Annotated in this window: 12 protein-coding genes; 11 read left to right on the plus strand and 1 reads right to left on the minus strand. The window is 62.2% G+C overall.

Going from position 1 to position 21,362, the window contains the following annotated elements; genetic code table 11:
* Positions 1-21 precede the first annotated feature (21 nt).
* From ACSDHM_RS04455 to ACSDHM_RS04480, 6 genes are all read left to right on the plus strand, one after another.
* Positions 22-12,726: a hemagglutinin repeat-containing protein gene (locus ACSDHM_RS04455; protein ID WP_439426689.1), complete on the plus strand. Its 12,705-nt coding sequence runs from the start codon at positions 22-24 to the stop codon at positions 12,724-12,726.
* Entirely contained in the window at positions 12,726-13,244 is a 519-nt protein-coding gene (locus tag ACSDHM_RS04460) for a hypothetical protein (RefSeq protein ID WP_143592499.1), read from the plus strand. The genes ACSDHM_RS04455 and ACSDHM_RS04460 overlap by 1 nt, the downstream gene beginning before the upstream one ends.
* Before the next feature lie 177 nt (positions 13,245-13,421).
* The gene (locus tag ACSDHM_RS04465) at positions 13,422-13,688 is read left to right on the plus strand and encodes a hypothetical protein (RefSeq protein WP_143592500.1); all 267 of its coding nucleotides are present in this window, start codon (positions 13,422-13,424) and stop codon (positions 13,686-13,688) included.
* Between the two features lie 257 nt (positions 13,689-13,945).
* On the plus strand, positions 13,946-14,350 hold the full coding sequence (locus ACSDHM_RS04470; RefSeq protein WP_088496389.1) for a hypothetical protein: 405 nt from the start codon (positions 13,946-13,948) through the stop codon (positions 14,348-14,350).
* Positions 14,351-14,820: 470 nt separating this feature from the next.
* A complete protein-coding gene (cdiI, locus tag ACSDHM_RS04475) occupies positions 14,821-15,192 on the plus strand; it encodes a ribonuclease toxin immunity protein CdiI (protein ID WP_141239355.1) in 372 nt (123 codons plus the stop codon).
* A 674-nt stretch (positions 15,193-15,866) separates the two neighbouring features.
* Positions 15,867-16,211 (plus strand): DUF596 domain-containing protein, encoded by a 345-nt coding sequence (locus ACSDHM_RS04480; protein WP_065196596.1) that lies wholly within the window; start codon positions 15,867-15,869, stop codon positions 16,209-16,211.
* Between the two features lie 18 nt (positions 16,212-16,229).
* Here the strand turns inward: ACSDHM_RS04480 and ACSDHM_RS04485 are convergent, their stop codons facing one another.
* A complete protein-coding gene (locus ACSDHM_RS04485) occupies positions 16,230-16,421 on the minus strand; it encodes a hypothetical protein (RefSeq protein WP_088496390.1) in 192 nt (63 codons plus the stop codon).
* A 29-nt stretch (positions 16,422-16,450) separates the two neighbouring features.
* On the opposite strand from ACSDHM_RS04485, the gene ACSDHM_RS04490 reads away from it, so the two are divergent.
* The 5 genes from ACSDHM_RS04490 to ACSDHM_RS04510 all read left to right on the plus strand — a co-directional run bounded on the left by ACSDHM_RS04490 (position 16,451) and on the right by ACSDHM_RS04510 (position 21,271).
* Positions 16,451-16,930: a hypothetical protein gene (locus ACSDHM_RS04490; protein WP_146257850.1), complete on the plus strand. Its 480-nt coding sequence runs from the start codon at positions 16,451-16,453 to the stop codon at positions 16,928-16,930.
* Between the two features lie 180 nt (positions 16,931-17,110).
* Positions 17,111-17,992 carry a DUF2628 domain-containing protein gene (locus tag ACSDHM_RS04495; RefSeq protein WP_065196528.1) on the plus strand — a complete coding sequence of 294 codons (882 nt, stop codon included), beginning with the start codon at positions 17,111-17,113 and terminating at the stop codon, positions 17,990-17,992.
* A 55-nt stretch (positions 17,993-18,047) separates the two neighbouring features.
* Positions 18,048-18,302: a hypothetical protein gene (locus tag ACSDHM_RS04500; protein WP_138952904.1), complete on the plus strand. Its 255-nt coding sequence runs from the start codon at positions 18,048-18,050 to the stop codon at positions 18,300-18,302.
* 143 nt (positions 18,303-18,445) lie between these two features.
* Positions 18,446-18,838: a hypothetical protein gene (locus ACSDHM_RS04505; protein ID WP_065196526.1), complete on the plus strand. Its 393-nt coding sequence runs from the start codon at positions 18,446-18,448 to the stop codon at positions 18,836-18,838.
* Between the two features lie 210 nt (positions 18,839-19,048).
* Positions 19,049-21,271, plus strand: coding sequence for a methyl-accepting chemotaxis protein (locus ACSDHM_RS04510; protein WP_088496410.1), 2,223 nt, complete (start codon positions 19,049-19,051; stop codon positions 21,269-21,271).
* Positions 21,272-21,362: the final 91 nt, after the last annotated feature.

The raw sequence follows: 21,362 nt of genomic DNA on the forward strand, positions 1-21,362 counted from the left end.
TCCGCCACAAGGACACGTGACATGAACACTATCTATCGTCTGGTTTTCAACCGCGCGCTGCGCGTCTGGCAGGTGGCTTCGGAGCTGGTGAAGGGCGGCGGTGGCCTGGTCGGCCATGTGCCGGGCCGGCAGAGCGTCGCGCTGTCGCCGCTGGGTTTCGCACTGATGTGCTCACTGGGCTGGGTCAGCCTGGGAACGCCTGCGCTGGCGCAGTCCGATGCGCGCATCATTTCCGATCCGAATGCGCCGGGCCGTGAACGGCCGACGATGGTGACCGCACCCAATGGCGTGCCGATGGTGAACATCACCACGCCGTCGGCGGCGGGTGTGTCGCGCAACCGCTATTCGCAGTTCGACGTGGGCCGCGATGGCGTCATCCTCAACAACGCCCGCGGCCAGGTGCAGACGCAGCTGGGCGGCTGGGTGCAGGGCAACCCGTGGCTCGCCACCGGCAGTGCACGGGTCATCCTCAATGAAGTGAATGGTCCGGCCAGCCGGCTCAACGGCTATGTGGAAGTGGCCGGGCAGCGCGCCGAAGTGATCATTGCCAACCCGGCCGGGATCCAGGTCAATGGCGGCGGTTTCCTCAATGCCAGCCGGGTGACCCTGACCACCGGCACGCCGATGTTCACGGGTGCAGGCGCACTTGAGGGCTATCGGGTCACCGGTGGCGCGATCCAGATCGATGGCGATGGCCTGGACACCAGCCGTGCCGATTACACCGACCTGATCACCCGTTCGTTGCAGGTCAACGCCGGCATCTGGGCCAACCAGCTGCAGGCGACGCTGGGCAACAACGTAGTCAGTGCCGACCACAGCCAGGCCAGCGCGACCGCGGCCAGCGGCGAGGCACCGGCCTTCGCGCTGGACGTTGGCGCGCTGGGCGGCATGTTCGCCAACAAGATCTGGCTGGTCGGCAACGAGCACGGCGTGGGCGTGCGCAATGCCGGCAGCATTGGCGCACAGGCCGGCGAGCTGGTGGTGACGGTGGATGGCCGGCTGGAAAACACCGGCGCCCTGCAGTCGCGGCAGAACATGCGCGTGCAGGCCAGTGGCGATCTTGCCAATGGCGGCACCATCGCGGCCAAGCGCGAAGTTGCGATCACCGCCGGTGGCACGCTGGACAACAGCGGCGGCACGCTCAATGCACAGCGCCTGCAGGTGGAGGCGCACGGGTTGCGCAACCATGGCGGCGCCATTGAACAGACCGGCGCGCAAGCGCTGGCGCTCAAGGCCGACGCAGCCAGCAACCGTAGCAATGGCCTGTTGGGTGCACTGGATGCCGTAGCGTCAGGTGGTAACGGGAGCAGCGCTGGCAGCGGCACGTCGCCCGGCAATGGCGGTGGAACACCGGGAACCGGCACGCCGGGAACGCCGGGAACCGGAGGCGGCAATGGCGGCTCGGCGGGTACGCCGACGTCGCCGGAGCTGCCCCTGGCCGAGGGCCTGATCGCCATCGCCGGTACGCTGGACAACGACGGCGGCAGCATCAGCAACGGCGGCACGGTGTCACTGGTCGCACGCAACGGTCTCGACAACAGCGGCGGTCGCCTGGGAGTGAGCGCGCTGCAGGCCGGGGGTGAGCTGCGCAATGACGGCGGCATGCTGCAGGTGCATGGCGATGCCGCGTTGCAGGTGGGCCTGTTGTCGAACCAGAAGGGTGCGCTGAGCGTGGCCGGCGACCTGTGGCTGGATGCGCAGTCGCTCGACAACCGCGGTGGTGAACTGCGCCACGCCGGCAAAGCGGCATCGTCGTGGACGGTGCAGGGCCTGTTCAACAACGACGGTGGTCTGCTGGCCACCAATGCCACGCAGCTGGCCTTGCGCGCAGGCCAGGTCGGCAATGCCGGTGGCCGTATCGAACATGCCGGTGGCGATGGTCTCGCGTTGGGTACGGGCGACTGGGCCGGCAGCGGTGGGCGACTGAGTACCCTGGGCCGCCTGCAATGGTCGGCCGGCAACGCCGATCTGCGCAACGGTTCGCTCAGTGCGGCCGGGTTCGAGATCCTGGCCGCGACGCTGGACAACCGGGGCGGCAGCCTGCTGTCGCTGGGTAGCGGGGCCAGTTCGGTGAAGGCCACGACGCTGGACAACAGTGCCCGCGGCACGTTGGCCGGCAACGGCGATCTGGCACTGGTCGCGACCACGCTGGACAACAGCAACGGCCTGGTTCAGCAGGCTGGCACCGGCACCCTGAGCGTGCAGGCCGATACGTTGCGTGGCAGCGAAGGGCGCCTGCTCAGCAACGGCGCGCTGGTGCTGTCCGGCGGGGAGTTGGACGTGAGTGGTGGTACGACATCGGCGCAGAGCGTGCAGATCCACGCCGGGGCACTGCGCAACCGCCAGGGCCAGATCGTCTCGCAGGGTGTCTCGGCGCTGGCGCTGGACGTGCGCCATGCGTTCGACAATCAGGGCGGCCAGATCGTCGGCAACGGAGGCCTGCGCATCGACGCCGGTCGCATCGACAACCAGAAGGGCACGCTGCAGTCGGCCGGCACGCAGGGTGTGGCGCTGACGGTGCGCGGCACGCTGGATAACAGCGGCGGCGCGATATCCGGCAATGGCCAGGTGCAGCTTCAGGCCGACAGCCTGGTCAACCAGGGTGGCAAGGTACTGGCCGCAGGCAGCGCTGCATTGCAGGTGCAGGTCCGCGAGCTGCTGGACAACAGCAACGGTGGCCGATTGGCCGGTACCGGTGATGTGCAGCTGCAGGCAGCGCGCCTGGACAACCGCGGCGGCGCGATCGAACACGCGGGCAGAGGCACCTTGCAGATCCGGGCCGACAGCCTGCAGGGCGCGGCGGGCCGGATCCTCAGCCAGTCGTCGCTGACGCTGGAAGGGGGCGAGCTTGTGCTCGGCGCCGGCAGCGTTACCCAGGCCGAGCGCACCGCCATCGATGCGCAGCGCCTGGACAATGCCGGCGGCAGCCTCAGTGCGACTGGCAGCGAGGCGCTGCTAGTGCGTGTGGCGCAGGCATTGGACAACAGCGGCGGCACGATCGCCGGCAACGGCGCGCTGGATGTTCAGGCCGGTGAACTGATCAACCGCAAGGGCACGCTCAGCGGTGCCGGAACGGCTGACAGCACGCTGCAGATCGTCGCTGCGCTGGACAACCACGAAGGCACGATCGCCAGCAATGCCAATCGCCTGACGGTCACTTCCGCACGGCTGGACAACAGTGGCGGCAGCATCCGCCAGGCCGGCAACCAGGGCCTGGACATCACCACCGGCCGCCTGGACGGCAGCAAGGGCACGCTGGTCTCCTCGGCCACGCTGACCCTGCGTGCTGGCGACGTGGATCATCGTGACGCGACACTGGGCGCCGATCGCCTCGACCTTGAGGCCACCACGCTCGACAACGCCGGTGGCCGCATCATCGCCAGCGGCGAAGGCGCCAGTCGCATCAAGGCCACGACGCTGGGCAATGCCGGTGGCACGCTGGCCAGCAATGGCGACCTGGCCCTGCTGGCACAGGTGCTGGACAACCGTGCAGGCAGGATCCAGCACGCGGGGAGCGGCCAGCTGCAGGTCTCGGCGAAGACCCTGCTGGGCAACGGCGGCAGCGTGCTCAGCAATGGCAGCTTCGCGCTGGACGGCGCCAACCTCGATCTGACCGCGGCAACCACCTCGGCGCGCCGCGTCGACATCACCGCCGATACCCTGACCACCGCCGGTGGCACGCTCACCGCAACCGGTGAAGACGCGCTGCGCCTGCGCGTACAGGGTGTGCTGGACAATCGCGGTGGATCGCTGGCCAGCAATGGCGCGCTGGCTGTCACCGCGCAGCAGCTGATCAATGCACAGGGCACGCTGCAGGGTGCAGGCGCGGGCCACTCCACGCTGGCGATCGGCCAGGCGCTGGACAACCAGAAGGGCCGCATCCTGCTCGGCGGTGCCGGCACGGTCACCGCGGCCAGCCTCGGCAACCAGGGCGGCACCGTGCATGCGGGCGGCAGCGCGCTGGTGCTGGGCGTTGACGGTCGCCTCGACAATGGCGAGCAGGGGCTGCTGTCCAGTACCGGCACGATGACCCTGGGCGCCGACAGTCTCGACAACCGCCACGGCACCCTGGTCGCTGGCAAGGACCTGAGCGCGACCACGGCGGCAGGCGTAGACAACAGCGACGGCGCGATGCAGGCCGGCGAACGGCTGCAGTTGCAGGGCAACGGCCTGCTCAACCAGCGCGGCACGCTGCTGGGCGGCCAGCTGGACATCGATACCCGCGGCCAGCGGTTGGACAACCGCGCCGGCACGCTGGGCACGCAGAAGGGCGCGCTGAGCGTTCGCAGTGGCGCGATGGACAACCAGGGCGGTCGCGTGCAGTCGGCGGCCGACCTGGCCATCAACACGGCCGGGCAGGACATCGACAACCGTTTCACGGCCGGCAGCGGTGGATTGCTGGCGGCCGGGAAGCTGCAGCTGGATGGTGGCGCGCTGGACAACCGTGGCGGCGCAGTCAATGCACAAGGCGATGCGCGCTTGCTGCTGGCCCGCGTCGACAACAGTTCCGGTGGAACACTTGCCAGCGCCGCGAAACTGTCGCTGCAGGCGGCGAGCCTGGCCAATGCCAGTGGTCGCGTGCAGGCCGGGCGCAACCTCGACCTGACCCTGGACGGGCACCTGGACAACGCCGACGGCGCGATCGCGGCCGGCCAGCTGCTGACCCTCACGGCCGCCAGCGTGGACAACCGCAACACCCGTGGCGGCGACGGCACGCGTGGCCTGCAGGCGGGCCAGCTGCAGTTCGGTGCACAGTGGCTGGACAACAGCCAGGGCCAGGTCGTCACTGATGGCGGTGCGCGGCTGCAGATCAACGGCCAGCTGCAGAACACCGGCGGCGTGATCAGCACCGGCGGCAACCTGGACAGCCAGGCGGACAACGTCGCCAACAGCGGCGGCCTGCTGCGCGCCGATGGCAGCCAGACCCTGGTCGCACGTGCGCTCAGCGAAGACGGCCAGGTGCATGCGCAGCGTGACCTCGGCCTCACCCTGCAGCAGGGCATGCGCCAACGTGGCGAATGGATCGCCAACGGCACGCTGTCGCTGAACCTGTCCGGCGACCTCGACAACCAGGGTGTGGTGCGCGGTGGCAACCTCGACCTCAACGCCCAGAACATCACCAATGCGGCCTCGGGTGAGATCTCCAGCCAGGGCACGACCCACCTCAATGCCCGTGGCCAGCTGACCAACCGGGGCCTGATCGATGGCGCGCTGACCCACCTGGAGGCCGGCGAAATCGACAATCTTGGCACCGGGCGCATCTATGGTGATCGCGTGGCGATCTCCACCGGCGTGCTGAAGAATCGCGCCGAAGAGGCCGGTGGTGCCACCCGCGTCGGCACCGTGGCTGCACGCGAGCGCCTGGACCTGGGCGTGCGCGAGCTGCAGAACACCGGCAAGGGCCTGATCTACAGCGGCGGTGATGCTGCCATCGGCGGCACGCTGAGTGCCGATCGCATCGCCAGCGGCATTGCCGGGCGGATCGACAACATCAGCTCGGTCATCGATGTCACCGGCAACCTGTCCATCGATGCGCAGGTGGTCAACAACATCCGCGAGAACGTGGTCATCACACAGACCACCACCGTGAACGCTCCGGTGCGCATGGATCGACCCGCCTGGTGGCGCAACGGCAAGAATGGCACCGAGGACATTCGCAGCACCAGTCACTATTCGGCGCACGAGGTGTACTACCTCAATCCGACCGATATCCTGGAAGACACGCCGCATATCACGCCGGATGGCTTCACCGTGCACCGTGCGGTGGTACGACTGACCGCGCAGACCAGTGCCTACTTCTTCGGGCGCGGTGGGCTGTATGCCGCGCTGGGTGAGCGTGCGCGGCTGAACGTGCAGGACGGCACGGTGGTGATGTACTACGTCGGCCGCCAGGACAACCAGGTCAATCCGGACCAGGTTGCCGCTGGTGCCGACGATCCGTTTGCCGAGCTGGCCACCCTGCATCCCGATTCGCCGGCATTCCGCTACGTCGATGACAAACTCACCTACTCGTCAGCGTATGGCACCTGTACGACCAACTGCGTGCAGTTGTGGACCTACAAGGACTACGATCCCGACCGCATTCTGACCAGCCCACAGTTTGCGGGCGGCAACTCCACCAGTGCCAACGAGCAGTATCGCCTGGCCACGCGCACCGTGACCGAAGATGTGTTGCAGCCGAGCGTCGGTGCCGATGCGGTCATCCGGTCAGGCGGTGCGATGCGCATCCGCAGCGATAATCTGCGCAACCACTACGGCAGCATTGCCGCCGGCGGCGATCTGGACATCATCGGCCTGACCGGCGCGGCAAAGGTGGAGAACCTGGCGGCCACGCTGTATCGCACGCACCAGTTCTCCAACGTCAGCCACACCTTCGGCGGGGATGTGATGACCTGGAGTGCTCCGGCCATTTCCGAGGTGACCGGTAAGATTGGCGGCCGCATTGTCAGCGGCGGCTCGTTGAGCATCGACGTCGGTGACCTGAGCAACCTCAACCAGGGACGGAACGCACCGAACGTGCAGAACGGTTCGGCCATGGCCAACCTCAACGTGCAGGGGCCCACGGCGCTGCCGGATGGGCCGGGCCATGGCGGTGCGCAGGGGCCGGGCCAGTCCGCCGGCACCGGTGCCGAACGCGCGCTGGCACAGGCGGCCGATGGTGCCAGTACCCAGCAAGGGAGCAGCGTCGGCGGCGTGAGCGGCAACACCGGTACGTCCGGGCCGCGCGTGGTCGCAGCCAGTGGAGGATCACCGGATCGCATCGCGATGGGTGCACCGGACACGCGCGCGCCGAGCGCCAGCCTGTTCAACGTCAATCCCAACGGCGGCCACTATCTGGTCGAGACCGATCCGCGCTTCACCGACCACAAGACCTGGCTGAGTTCGGACCATCTGCTGGGCCAGATGGGCTACTCGCCCGATACCGTGCAGAAGCGGCTGGGTGATGGGTACTACGAGCAGAAGCTGGTGCGCGAGCAGATCGGCCAGCTGACCGGTCGCCGCTTCCTCGACGGCTACGCCAGTGACGAGGCGCAGTACCGCGCGCTGCTGGAGGCCGGTGCCACGGTCGCCAGCGAATGGGGCCTTCGCCCCGGCGTGGCGCTGACCGAAGCGCAGATGGCACAGCTGACCAGTGACATTGTCTGGCTGGTCGAGCAGACCGTCACCCTGGCCGATGGCAGCACCACCACCGCGCTGGTGCCGCAGGTCTACCTGCGCCTGCGCCCGGGCGACCTGGACGGCAACGGTGCACTGCTGGCCGGCGCCAATGTCGATATCAAACTGGGCAATGACCTGGTCAACACCGGCAACATCGCCGGGCGCAAGCTGGTGACCATCGATGCCGGCAACATCGAGCATCTGGGCGGCAGCATTTCCGGCCAGTACGTCGGGCTGTCGTCGGACAAGGACATCCGTGTTGTGGGTGCCGCCGTGACGGCCACCGATGCGCTGTCGGTCAAGGCTGCGGGCAATGTCACGGTGGCCTCCACGGTGGAGACACAGCAGGGCGGTGGCACCTACCAGTACGAGACCAACCGCATCGATCGGGTCGCCGGTCTGTATGTAACCGATCCCAGTGGCGACGGCATGCTGTCGGTGGTGGCCGGTGGTGACATCAGCCTGCAGGCCGCACAGATCCGCAACGCCGGCGCCGACGGCCTGACCCAGCTGGCCGCAGGCGGCACTCTGGATGTTGGCGCGATTGCGCTGGAGGAACGCCGCGACGCCACCTTCGATGAACGCAACCATCAGCGCAGCAGCAGGACGACGCACGCTGCCACATCGGTGCAGGGCGCTGGCGATGTGGTGCTGGCGGCCGGCAAGGACATCAACCTGGCCGCCGCGCAGATCAAGGCGGCGGGCGGTCTGGCATTGCAGGCCGGTGGGGACATCAACAGCCAGGCGCTGGTGGACAGCGAGAGCCGGGATTTTGCGAACGCGGGCAAGCGCAGCTCGCTGCAGGTCAGCCAGCGTGATGAGACGGTGCGCGGTAGCACGTTGCAGACCGGGGACAATCTGCTGCTGAGCGCAGGCCGGGACGTGAACCTGACAGCCGCGTTGGTCGACAGCAATGACGGCGCGGTAAGCGTGGCCGCGGGCCGCGACGTCAACCTGCTCTCAGCCAACGAGATGCACGACTACAGTCTGGACAGCTACGACAAGAAAAAGAAGGCGCTGTCTAGTACCACCACCACGCGCAGCGTCGACGCCAGCGACAGCTATGCCATCGGCACGGCGATCCAGGGCGAGCGCATCAACATCACGGCTGGCCGCGATCTGACTGCGGTAGGTGCGGTGGTCGATGCCACCGGCAACGTGATTCTGGGGGCCGGTAACAATGTGCTGATCACTGCTGCCGAAGATCATCACAGCAGTGAGTCCAGCGAGAGCAAAAAGAAATCCGGCGTTACCGGAGGCTTCGGCAACGGCGTGGCATCGGTCGGCTACAGCAGCGCGAAGAACAGCAGCACCCGCGCCGAGCAGTCCACCACCCAGGTGGGATCGGCGATCGCCTCGCGCGACGGCAATGTGCTGATCAATGCTGGCAACACGCTGACGATCGAAGCCTCGGACGTCGCCGCAGGCGAGAACCTGACATTGGTGGGCAAGGACATTGCGCTGCTGGCGCGACAGGACACCACGGACAGCCAATCCAGTCAGGCCAGCAAGTCCAGCGGCTTCTCGGTGGGCGTGACCTACGACCCGACCAAGGCCTACCGCAGCGCCCGCGATTCGACCACCGACGGTATGGCCGATAGTGGCTCGGCGATGGGGCGGATCACCCGCACCGCCGAAGGCGCCGCCTCCGGCCTGCGCGCGGCCACCACGTCGACCGTGGTGACTGCCGGCAGCCAGCGCACCAACAGCGAACAGAGCCATTCGACCAGTGATGCCCGCGTCAGCCAGTTGGCTGCAGGCGGCGATCTCACGTTGATTGCCAACGGCGGCTCGATCCTCAGCCAGGGCACACAGATGTCGGCCGAGGGCAACGCTGTGCTGCTGGCCACCCAGGACATCGTGTTCGACGTGGCCCACAACACCGAGCGCAGCGACAGCAGCAGCCGCGGCAAGGGCTGGGGCTTTGCCAACAACACCAGCGGCCTGCCGTTCGGTACCAACAACTCGCAGAGCCAGGGCAGCGGCAGCAGTGACACCATCACCGGCACGCAGTTGTCGGTCGGCGGCGGCGTGCGCATGGCCACCACCGAAGGCAGCATCCGCCTGACCGCAGCCAACATCGCGGCCGAGAAGGACGTCAGCATCCGTGCCGCCGGTGATCTGCTGGTGCGCAGCGGGCAGGATACGGTCAGCAACGCCAATACGTCCGACAGCAAGGCGATCGGCACGGTACAGATATCGGATACCGAGAAGTTCTCCGGCTGGCACCGCGAGCAGCACCAGGACGACAGCGCGCAGGTGTCACAGGTGGCCAGCAGCATCGGCAGCCTGGGCGGCAGCGTGAGCCTGACCGCCGGGGGCAAGTACACGCAGACGGCCAGCAACGTGGTGGCCGCCAAGGACGTGAACATCACCGCCGCCGAGATCGAGTTGCTGACCGCGGACGAAAGTGGTCACTACTCGCAGAGCGACAAGGACCTGAAGATCGGCGTGTTCGCGCGGGTGAAGTCGCCGTTGATCGACCTGATCAACAACGTGGACGCGGCCCGTCAGTCCGATGATCGCCTGCAGAAGATGCAGGGCATGGCAGCGGGCGCCAACGCGTACCAGGCAGCCAGTGCGATCTCGGCGCTGTCCGGCCGAGGCGGCAGTGGCGAACTGTTCCGTGCTGAAGCAGGCATCGGCTTCAAGACCGCCAACAGCAGTGCCGATGGCAGCAGCAGGGTGTCGCGTGGCTCCACCATCCAGGGCGGCGGCAACGTCAACCTCACCAGCACGACGGGCGACATTCACGTGGTGCAGGGCAATCTGAGTGCAGGCAACACCCTCAGCCTGGATTCGGCCGGCGACATTCTGCTGGAAGCAGGCAAGGCGCATGTGGCCGACCGCAGCAAGAGCAGCAATGCCGGCGCCGAAGTCGGCGTGGGCGTCTCGGTAGGGGCGCAGACCGGCGTGTACGTGTACGCCGAAGCGAGTGTTGGCAGCAGCAAGGCCAATGCCGAGAGCAGCACCTGGCAGAACACCACGCTGACCGGCAAGAACATCTCGATGAAGGCCGAGGGCGATACCACGCTGCGTGGCGCCACGGCGACCGCTGATCGCATCGACGTCAAGACCGGCGGCACGCTGACGATCGAGTCGCTGCAGGACATCGCCGAGAGCATGTCCAGGAACAGCCAGGTGGGTGGCCGCGTGCAGGTGTCGTTCGGTACCGCGTGGAATGCCGACGGGTATGCGAGCGCAGGCAAGGCCAGCGGCAGCTATCAGGGTGTCGGCCAGCAGAGCGGCCTGTTTGCCGGCAACGGCGGCTACCACGTCGATGCCGGCCACGTGAATCTGGTGGGCGGTGCGATTGCCAGCACCCATGCGGGCAACAGTGAACTGACTGCGGGCTCGCTGACGTTCACTGACCTGCAGAACCACATGGACTACACGGCCAGCTCCGGCAGCATCAGTGGTGGTGCGGGCGGGCAGATGGATGGCTGGGCGCCCAAGCCGGGAACGGCCGCACCGCGAGGTGCTCCGGGCCTGCCGATGATGGAGAAGGGCAGCGACAGCAGCTCCACCCTTGCCACCTTGACCGAGGGCAACATCACCATCGGTGGCAAGCAGACGTCGGCGGCCGAGCTGGGCATCAACACCGACGCCAGTGGAGCGCATCGTGCGCTGGAGGCATTGCCGGATGCGAGCAAGCTGCTGGCAGACCAGCAGGCGATGGCGGCTGCGGCGGGGACGGTGATGGCCGCCAGCCAGCAGATTGCATGGGACGTTCAAGCCTATCAGAGCAAGAAGGCAACCCAGGCGTACTACGATGGCCTGTCAACCGATGATAAAAAGGCGTTCAACGCGCTTAGCGCAGCGCAACGCGATAAGGTGCTGACCGCAAACAGCCAAGCTTATAACGATGCGAAGAAGTGGGGTGATGGCGGTGAGTACAGCCGTGCCCTGAGCGCAGTGACGACGGCTGTGGTAGGGGGCGTAGCCGGCCAGGGCGCCGGTCAGGTCGCGTCCAATGCGCTGGCGCCCTATGCCGCTTACTTCATCGGCAGCAAGCTTGACTCGAACCACGGCAGCGATCCCAATGCGACTCTGCAATTGCTGTCGCACGCGGTATTGGGTGCACTGCTGGCGGAAGCCAATGGTGGCAATGCGGGAACCGGAGCGGTCTCTGCGGCTGGCGGCGAGTTGGCCGCGAAGGTGCTGACTAATACGTTGACCGGGGGAGATCCTTCCAGGCTGAGCCCGGAGCAGAAGGAGATGGTGCTGGCGTTGTCGCAGGCGGTGGGAGCACTGGCGAGTGGGTTGTCAGGGCAGGATCTGGCTGGGATTGCGTTGGATGCGGGGATTGCCAAGAATTCGGTTGAGAACAATTTCCTTGGCAATGACGATCATGCTCGGATGGTGCATCTCCGCGAGAAGGCCAAGCGGCAGGGGGGGCTGGATAAACAGGAATCCTTGGAACTGGTTCTGCTTGATGCTGCGGACCAGATGAGTGCGGGGTTGCTCCGGAAGGCGTTGGCAGGAGAGACCCTGACTGAGGTTCAAGCCGCAGATCTCGCGACTTATATCAATCGTTACGAACTGCAAAACGGTCCGCTAGACCTTCCGGAGCTACAGAAGCAGTTCCTCGCCAACAGTGGTTCTCTGAATCCTGGCGAATTGCAGGGAATCAACCCGTCGCAGTCCTATGGGCGACCCTATGTCGGTTTGGGGGCTGACCAGAAGGCATACAAGGATGCAAACTATTCGTGGTTTGAAGATTTAATCTATCGTGGCAAAGGGACAAACGAGCGCCTGTACGATGCTGCGTTGAAGCAGTCTGGGCTTGAAATAACTCGTTCCGAAGACTTGCTTCCCTCAGCAATGCAGCTTAGGAACTTCTTCGCTGTACATGACGCTCAAGCTTCAAGTGCTATCGCCAGTGCCGCGTTCATTGCCGCAACGTTGGGTGGCGCGAGCGAAGAGAATCGACGAGCGCTGACGTTGACGATGGGGGCCTTGGCCAACATCGGAGCAGTGAGATTTGTGAACAGGACTGGGCTTTTGCCTCAGACGGGCGGTCTTGGTGTAACGCGGCCACGAGCGCTCAGACCAACTGATGAGGCGTCGACAACGAATTCCGTGCCGGCTGGGTACGAGAAGGGCTTCTCTCGTCCGGAAAATTCCAATCCGCCAAAGTTACAGGTAACCAATGACGGTGGGGGTCTCAGTGCTCCAGGAAATCCAGTTCAGCGTGGTGTAGTGCTTTCGCGAGTCAATCTGGCCAACGGACGGACACGAACAACGCCTTTGCGCGACTCAGGGGCTCCGGTTTCTGCGGGCTTTCAGCATGTTCTAGATGGGCACTTTGGAAAGTCACCAACTGGAAATAGATCCATCTTCAGTATTAATCCGGATGAGCTCAAGGTGGTTCTACAAAGCGCGGTTGTTGTTCGCTCTCCTGTCTATGAAATTCCTGGAGGACAATACGTTCGTATTGTTGATGTTGGAAGGCCGATTGGGATATCTTCACTGAAGGATGGGGGGCAGCCAACCTCCGTCATCAAAGTGTTTACAGATAAGGCGGGAAACTTGATTACAACGTTTCCAATAAAGGGTGGAGAGTAATGGCTCGCTTGTCGGGAATTTTGAGGAATAGACTGATTTCAGGTCTTTCGAGCGTAAATAATAATTCGGGTGCGAGGGGTGTTGTTGAGGCACTGATCCAATGGGTTATGGAATGCGAGGGCGAGGTTCGCAGAGAACCATTCCTAAGCTATGGCTTTGACTTGATTGTGAATATGGATGGTCGATTGGATGAATATCCATTCGCGGAGATCGGGGAAGCGGATGTTGGGCGCGTGCATTCGCGTGCGACCCAGTTGAGAAACGCAAGTGATGACGGTGTCGCGCAGTTTGTCAGAGATCTGATGGAGGAGTTGGTCGCCGTCGAGATTGACAGGGTGTGTTCCCGCTGCGGGGAGGCGTATATGCGGGCATATATGGGGTTGATCAGTTTTACGCCCGCATTTCAGTGTGATGTATGCGGCTATGGCGAATTCTTGAATGGTTCGGCTTTGAGAGGTGAAAGGCTTCGATTCATTACATTGAAGGAGCTTGAGTCTTTCGGGATTTCTTGGCTGTAGATTGCATGCGATTCCTGTCATCTTTGAGTGTATCTGCAGTAATCTCATTAGAAAGGATGGTGTGAGTATGGGCTTAATAAATCGTTCTAGCTTGAGTAATGTCACTGGCGCGAAGTGGACCGTGGATACAATTTCACCAAATGAGCGTTAGACTGAGAAAGTGTAGATTAAGTTAAAGTGATTAATGATTGGTTGGATGGTCTTGATGTAAGGGGATTTATTGGTAGTGTGGGGCTTCTTGATGTTGATGTGATCTGGTGGAATTGTTTTGACTATCTTCCCGGTCTTTCGCTTGAAGAGAGGAGGCAGTTCTTCCGATGGGGGTCGGGTGCTGTTTTAAGTGAAGGGAGGGCTAGGCTCGAAGATGTGAATGGTTTTTGGGGCGGTACCGTTAATGAGCAGACTGAGCGTTTCATGGCGGCTTGGCCGCCTGAGTTGGACTGAGATCCGGACATGTTCTGGGTTGCCAAGCCTGGATATGGCTGGGTTCCTGGCGGTTTTGTCTGGAAGCTGGAAGATGGTAGCTATTTCAGTCCGTAGATCTAAGTGCTGCTGGGGGGGGCGGATCGAAGAAAAATGAATCCGAAACATGGACGAGGGTCTTAACCCAGTCGGTCGCTGACGGAATCGGAGAGGGTTTATTGATGAGTGACTCGTTTGAGATTGCCATGGAGGTCGTCCCGTGGGTCAACGAGTCCTAGGTGCTGGAATCGATCGGTCGCACGGCTGAGTCCGTCTCGCGGACCGAGCTGGATGGCGAGCCGATAGCGGTTGGCGACTGGCTTGCGGGAAATGTCGATGACTTCCCGTGCAGTTCTTGCATGATCCAGGAGATCAATGGTTTTAGGCTGGAATTCGCCGTTCATATTCCTACGTTGCTGATTCGCGTCTTTAGATTCGACAGAACGGTAATTATAGATTTCTCATTCGAGATGGATTGGTCGGATGTTGCCGTGGCCATGCCCATACTCCATAGGCATTTCCAGCAATTGAAGTTGCTAAGTGAAGCGCGCACTGTGTTTGGAGGGATGGAGCCGGCGCAGGATCTGGACACTAGATTTTTCACTGATGATGCGCGCGGCCCTTTGGGGAGTTCCATTGTCTGATCTGGAAGGGAATCGCCGCTCCGTGAGGGCTTAGGCTTGATCTCTTAGGGGATTTCAACCACTGGCGATTGCGGCAAGGGTGATTCACAAGGGTTGGGTACTACGTGAAGCTGAGTGGGATCGGTTCTACGGGTGGGGGGCGAAGTCCCGGTTGATCGATCCGATCATCAACGTCGACGCGGCTCGAAATCCCAATGATCGCCCGCAGAAGATGCGGGGCGCGCAATAACATCTCGATGAAGGCCGGGGGCGATACCGCGTTGCGTGGTGCCACGGCGACCGATGATCGCATCCTATAATGTCAGATAGGAAGGTTTTGGTGCTCGGCCAGGAAGCTGCTGTGAAGGGTTACAAGGACGCTGTTGCTGCGGGGAAGAGGATATATGAGTCCAATGCGGGAGGCGTCTCTTTCGTTGTGTACATCGATGATGCCGGTGTAGTTAAAAATTTCCACCCTAAGTGAGGTTGGTATGAGTGATCAGTTGTTTGGATCTTGGATGGATAAGAGGGATTCTGATTGGGTGGTTTTTGCTTACTTTGATTGGATTTATTCTTCGGGAGTGTTTATTCAGATGCTCGAGTGTTTATCAAGGGGCTGGGGTTTTGGCACCGATGATGTTGACTGTAGATTCCCAGATAATAGTAGCTTCGACGTGGATGATCACTTTTCTGGGGTGGAATTTTCATATGGGCTCAAGTATGACCCGGACGTTGTGATTGTTAGTGATGAAGAGTTTAGTCGATACCTGGGTATGGCATGTCTCAAGTATATAGAAAGAACTCCGGGATCGGCTGAGTACGTTCGCTCAATGCTGTGCCGGAATGAGCTGGGAAATGGCTAATCCAGACTGCGGCCCTGCTGATGATTGCAGCATCGTTGATGCGGGCGCTGTGGCTGGCGCTGTTGCCATCGCTGATGAGCCGTCTGCTTACGCATTACTGGCGAGCTCGCTGTGCCTGTGCCATCGCCAGAAACTTATTGGGTGCTTTAGGGTAGGATTTGGCCGGGATCGCGTTGAATGCGGGGATTGCCAAGAACTCGGTTGAGAATAACTTCCTTGCTGAGGATCAAGCTCGAGTAATGAAGCAGCAACTCGACGAGTATGGCAGCGACACGTCATGCCAAAAGATGGTGCGTGACGTTGCCAAGCAACTGTCGGAGCGAATGGACTGTGAGCTGCTCTCGGTTTGTACAGCGAACTCGGCGAGCCCTGCGTGTCAGGCGTTTGTGAATGCGGCTGTTTCGTACAAGTATGGGTTCGTGGCCCGGAGAGCTTGGACTGTTCGATGATTCAAACGGAGGCGGTTCTGGCGCTCTCTAAAGCGGTGGGAGCGCTGGCGGGTGGGTTGTCGGGCAGGATCTGGCGGGGACCGTGTTGAATGTGAGGATTGCCAGGAACTTGTTTGAGAACAACTTCCACGCAGGGGATCAGGCGAGCGCAATCTGGTGCGAGTTGGGCGACTGATGTGCGGGACAAGTCGATAGGTAATGGGGGCAAGTAGGGGTGAGGCTAGAATGAGGGATGAAGTCTATTCTGCAGTGATGAATTCTTCGTTTGGGTTGTCTCTTGGTGCCGTCTGGCAGCACATGACGATGGAGATGGGGGATGTTGGGATTTCTGGAAGGAGGGGCGCGTTCTTCGAGTTGATGGGGCGTTTGCTGAGAGAGCGGAAAGTAAAACTCGCATCGGACGGGAGGACCTTGGAGGGTGACTGGCGGGAACAATTGTTGTTCATCTCAAAGGCATGGCTTGAGAGTCCTGGCGAAGATGATATTGATGGATTCGGCCTTTGGTTCTTGATCGATGCTCCGGCGGGCTTGGTTTGGATTGGCGCAGATGGCCGTGAGCATTGGACGTAGCATTCCAGTCCAAATCGATCACACCTCACCATCGATGGCAAACAGATGTTGGCGGCTGAGCTGGGCGTCAACATCGATACCAGCGCAGCGCGCGGTGAAGGCATTGCTGATGGAAGTACTTTGCTGATGGACAGGCAGGCGACGGCGGCTGCCGCAGGTACGGTGACGGCCACCAGCCAGCTGATTGCCAATGGTGTTTGCAGTGCGCATGTGAGCCGGTTCAGAAGAGAGGGGGCGGGATGAGTGTTGGTGATATGGGAGATTTCAAAGAAATTTCTGTTCAGGCTGCATATGTGTTGATGTGCGTTTTCCTGCAAAATTATTTGGATAGGGGTAGTAATCAGGACGCTCTTGTTGATCTATTATCTTCGGCGCGCTCTTTTTTGTGGGCAGATGACCTGCCCAACGATCCGGTAATGTGGGATGACTGGCGCGACGCGTTTGCAGAGGTCAACACCGCTGGGGGCGCACTTAATGCTGAATTCTGTGTCGCACAAATGAGTTCATCGGGTGGGTGTTTGACGTTGCTGAATTCGTTCTCAGTAATGCTGGTATTCCTCGAGGCGATTTTTGATCGATCCGGTGAGGGTCTTCCACTGTTCGAAGTTATTGGGCGTCTCACGTCGCCTTTAAATGATTCCAGTTGCCTGAATGATTCCTCTGTCTGGGTTGAGTGGATGGAGTCGGTTGGAAAGGTTAGGTCGCAGGGGTTTGGGTAGCGGCTTCTCTGATGGCAATAGCGATTGAATGGGGTGGGGCGGGCGATGCAAGAGGATCTTGAATTCGGTTGTGAATTCGAAGTCGAGATTCTTGCCGGCCGCAGTAGGCCTCATGTTGAGGTGACAGAGGAGCCTGCCTGGAGCAAGGTTTAGTTTCGTGGCGAGTTTGGATAGAGGATAATGAAAGTAAGGATTGAACCCACCTTCGGCAGCGCCGTCGGTGAAGCGGTGCAGAGCACAGATGCAACGTCAGATGGGTTGAGCGAGAAGGAAGCACTGGCGATCGTGGTAGGTGACAGGTTCCGCGCCTATCTCCGTCACTGGAGGCTGTACGAAGCAAGCGGCAGGGCGCCAAGGCGATGGAACTGGCCGGCATTCCTGTTCTCGTCACTCTGGTTCTTCTTCCGGCGCATGCATGCGTGGGGCGCGATCTGGTTCATCCTTTCGCCGTTGCTGATGACCACCTTCGTGCTGCTGGGGCTGCCATGGTTGTCCTTGCTCTCTTTCCTGGTGTTTCGCGTACTTGCAGGAATTCTGGCGAATCCGCTGTACCTGTCGCATTGCCGAAGGATTGTCCGCAAGGTTGATGCCGAGCATCGCGGGGCACATCGGCGGCACCTTGAGCTGCAGAAGGCTGGTGGTGTCAGCTACACCGCTCTGGTGATCGCCTTGGCGGTAACGGCCTCACAGAACACCCTGATCAAACTGATCGTTGGTTCGATATCAGAGCCAACGCCCACGCAGTCTGCTGTGCACGTGGCGGCGAACCCGCCGTATCTGCCGGACCCGCAGATGGAGGAAGCAGAGCGGGTGGCGTACCAGGAGCAAATGCGTGCGATCACAATGACGGCGTGGCCAGCAGGTGTCCCCATCGAGGGCAATGCCTGCATTGTCGAGCTGCGACTGGCGCCCCCGGGGCGAGTGCTGGAGGCCAATGTTCTGGAGCCGTGCACGTTGAACGACGCCCAACGCGAGATGATGCTGGGTGAAATCAGGCGCACGGACTTCACGATCGAGGGGAAGATGCGGTTCTTCAACCGGCATACCCTCATTGGATTGTGATCGCTGACATCCGGCGAGAGTCGCTCTGGAAATGGTGCATGCAGGGAGATTATTGGTGAAAGAACAGCTCTTGACGATCGAGGAAGCTTACATGGCGATGTTCTACTTCCTCCAGATCGACTATTCCCGCGGCCCCAGCGATGAGATCGGGGGGCTGCTGGGTTCACTTGGCTGGAGTCTTAAGGAGGATCGAAGCCCCACGGATCCAGGTGCGTGGGAGGACTGGTTGGACGCGGTGAGAGCGTCCATGGGGAACAGCGAGGAGGGCATAAAGGATATGAGTGCTACCTACACTGATCTGAAGCGGTAGCCGGATTGTTGCGAGCTCCCATGGGTAAGGTGGGCAGGGGTAGTCCGTATGAATCAGGAATTCTTCAGGACAGAAATGAAGCCGAAGACGAAAGTGGCCATGCCGAGTCATGAAGCTGTTGGCTTCAGATTGATGGTTCGATAATGAGCATTTCGCTGTTTCTGGAAGTCGAAGCCGGTGCCGATCTGGGTGCCGTGCTGCACGCCCTGGATTCGATCCAGGCCGAGTACTCCGACGGTACTGACGGTCTGCGTGGATATCTTCCAGCATCCAACACTGGCTTCGGGTTCGGCATCGTCGACCCGCCGGAAGCTGTCGTAGCGGAAGGGATTGAGGCCTCGTGGCAGGTGGGCCTGCTCGGCTCGTTTCATTTCCGCGCGAGCGGGTTTGAACGTGCCTGGGAGGAAATATGCCACTTCATCAAGCGTTACGCCGCGACGTGCGAGTTCCAGTTTGTGCTCTCCTTCCAGTTCGAGAGCGTCTATGCGGCAAGTCTCGGGAAGGCTCTGGTCTTCCCGGGGCCTGTTGCCCTGTAATGCCAGATAGCGGGGCGGCAGGCCCCGGCCTTATCCTATTCTCGGTACACGTGGCGATATGCCTTCTGGATATAACGCCCTCGTGGGTCGCCCGCTTTCACACCTGTCTGCACAGTTCCAGAGTTTTGGATCGATATAATAATATCGCCCTATAAAGTTTCCCTTGCCTGCGCCGCCATCGATCATACGGCCATGATCAAGGGAATTGAGATGCTCGCCTTACGCAACCTCCGAGTGGGATCCCGGCTGGGTGCCGGGTTCGGTTTGCTGCTGCTGTTCATCGTGGCCATCGTCGGCCTGGCGCTGTACGGAAACCATCTGAAGTCTGCCCAGTTCTCGAAAGTGGTGGACGTCAACATGGTGAAGATGCGGCTGTTGAACGAGATGCTGGATACCAACAACGCAGTGTTGATGCACCGCAGGCTGATGGTGATCAAGCGCGGCGAGGATTTCGACAAGGATTATCAGAAAGCGCAGGAGCTGTCGCAGACCTACGATGGTATCTGGGCCAAGTACATCAAGATTCCACGCGACGCCACCGGCGATGCCCTGGTTGCGAAAATCGACGCGGCACGCAAGGCGACAGACGCCTCCACCCAGCATCTGCACGAGCGCATGAAGGCGGGTGATTTTGACGGTGCGGCCAAGGAACTGCTCGCCGAGCACGGACTGGCTACCGCATGGAACGAGACGATCTCGACCCTGCTGCGGCATCAGGAGACACTGACCGCGCGCAGCCGCGAGGAATACCGTTCAACCGAATCCTGGACCGGCACGCTGTCGATCGTGTTCGGCGTGCTGAGCCTGATACTGGGCTCGCTGGCCGCGTGGGCCATCACCCGCAGCCTGACCCGCCCGCTGGAAGGTGCGGTGAAGCTGGCCGACGGCATCGCCAACGGGCGGCTGGACAACAGCATCGACGCGTCCGGCAACGATGAGGTGACGCAGCTGCTCAGGTCGATGCAGCACATGCAGGCGCAGTTGCAGTCGGTGATGGCGGCGCAGGGCGAGTTGGCCCGTCAGCACGATGCAGGCAGCCTCAGCTATCGCATGGACGAAGGTGCCTTCCCCGGCGACTACGGGCGCATGGTGCACGAGACGAATGCGCTGGTCGGCTCGCACGTGCAGGTGCAGAACCGGCTGATCGAAGTGATGAAGCATTACGCCCGTGGCGACCTGTCGGTGGACATGGATCCGCTGCCGGGCGAGAAGGCGGCGATCACCCAGGCAATGGACGAGACCAAGACCAGCCTGTCGGCGATCAACAGCGAGATCCGCCGGTTGGCGACAGCGGCCGCGGCAGGCGACTTCAGCCTGCGCGGTGACGAAGGTCGCTTCGCCTACGATTTCCGCGACATGGTGGCCGGGCTCAATCGTCTGATGCAGACCACCGACGAGAACCTGGTACAGGTGTCGACGCTGCTGCAGGCTATTTCGCGCGGTGACCTCACCGTACGCATGCAAGGTGATTTCCACGGCGTGTTCGCCCGCATGCGCGATGACTGCAACGCCACCGTCGATCAGCTCAAGCAGATTGTCGGCCGCATCCAGTCCAGTGCGTCCAGCATCAACCTGGCAGCGGGCGAGATTGCCTCGGGCAACACCGATCTGTCGCGGCGTACCGAGCAGCAGGCGGCGAACCTGGAAGAGACGGCGGCGTCGATGGAGGAACTGACCTCCACCGTGAAGCAGAACGCCGAGCACGCACGCCAGGCCAACCAGCTCGCCATCGGCGCGCACAGTGTCGCGTCACAGGGCGGCGAGGTGGTCGGCCAGGTGGTCACCACGATGTCGGCCATCGAAGCCTCGTCGAAGAAGATCGCCGAGATCATCAGCGTCATCGACGGCATCGCCTTCCAGACCAACATCCTGGCCTTGAACGCGGCGGTGGAAGCCGCGCGTGCCGGCGAGCAGGGCAGGGGCTTTGCGGTGGTGGCCAGTGAGGTGCGCACGCTGGCACAGCGCTCGGCCGGTGCGGCCAAGGAGATCAAGGGCCTGATCGAGGATTCGGTCGGCAAGGTCGCCGATGGATCGGCGCTGGTCCGCCAGGCAGGCACCACAATGGGCGAGATCGTGGCGTCGGTGCAGCGCGTGACCGACATCATGGCCGAGATCTCTGCCGCGTCGCAGGAGCAGAGCTCGGGCATCGAACAGGTCAACCAGGCGGTGGTGCAGATGGACGAGACCACGCAGCAGAATGCGGCGCTGGTGGAAGAAGCCAGCGCGGCGGCACGCTCCATGGCGGAGCAGGCCAACCTGCTGGCCGAGGCGGTATCGGTGTTCCGCACCGGTGCGGCAACCGCGGTTGCAGCCGTGCGTCCGGCCCTGGCTGCGGTGGCCGCGACGGTTACTCCGGTGCGCAGGCCGGCGGCACTGTCGCCGCGCATCGAGCCGACACTGGCGGCCAATGCCGGTGGTTGGGAAGAGTTCTAGCTGGAACGTGGCATGCCGGTAGGGAGACGGCGCCCATTGCGATGGCTGATCGCGATGGGCGCAACTTTCTTCCTGAACGCGCGATGGCCGA

Source organism: Stenotrophomonas sp. T8, from assembly GCF_051853085.1.
Lineage (GTDB): Bacteria > Pseudomonadota > Gammaproteobacteria > Xanthomonadales > Xanthomonadaceae > Stenotrophomonas > Stenotrophomonas sepilia.

Bases quoted from the DNA above. Each gene is read 5' to 3' on its own strand.
- ACSDHM_RS04480 (WP_065196596.1), top strand. From the start codon at position 15,867: ATGAGGGATGAAGTCTATTCTGCAGTGATGAATTCTTCGTTTGGGTTG.
- cdiI (WP_141239355.1), top strand. From the start codon at position 14,821: ATGAGTGATCAGTTGTTTGGATCTTGGATGGATAAGAGGGATTCTGAT.
- ACSDHM_RS04505 (WP_065196526.1), top strand. From the start codon at position 18,446: ATGAGCATTTCGCTGTTTCTGGAAGTCGAAGCCGGTGCCGATCTGGGT.
- ACSDHM_RS04495 (WP_065196528.1), top strand. From the start codon at position 17,111: ATGAAAGTAAGGATTGAACCCACCTTCGGCAGCGCCGTCGGTGAAGCG.
- ACSDHM_RS04460 (WP_143592499.1), top strand. From the start codon at position 12,726: ATGGCTCGCTTGTCGGGAATTTTGAGGAATAGACTGATTTCAGGTCTT.
- ACSDHM_RS04510 (WP_088496410.1), top strand. From the start codon at position 19,049: ATGCTCGCCTTACGCAACCTCCGAGTGGGATCCCGGCTGGGTGCCGGG.
- ACSDHM_RS04455 (WP_439426689.1), top strand. From the start codon at position 22: ATGAACACTATCTATCGTCTGGTTTTCAACCGCGCGCTGCGCGTCTGG.
- ACSDHM_RS04490 (WP_146257850.1), top strand. From the start codon at position 16,451: ATGAGTGTTGGTGATATGGGAGATTTCAAAGAAATTTCTGTTCAGGCT.
- ACSDHM_RS04485 (WP_088496390.1), bottom strand. From the start codon at position 16,421: ATGCGCACTGCAAACACCATTGGCAATCAGCTGGCTGGTGGCCGTCAC.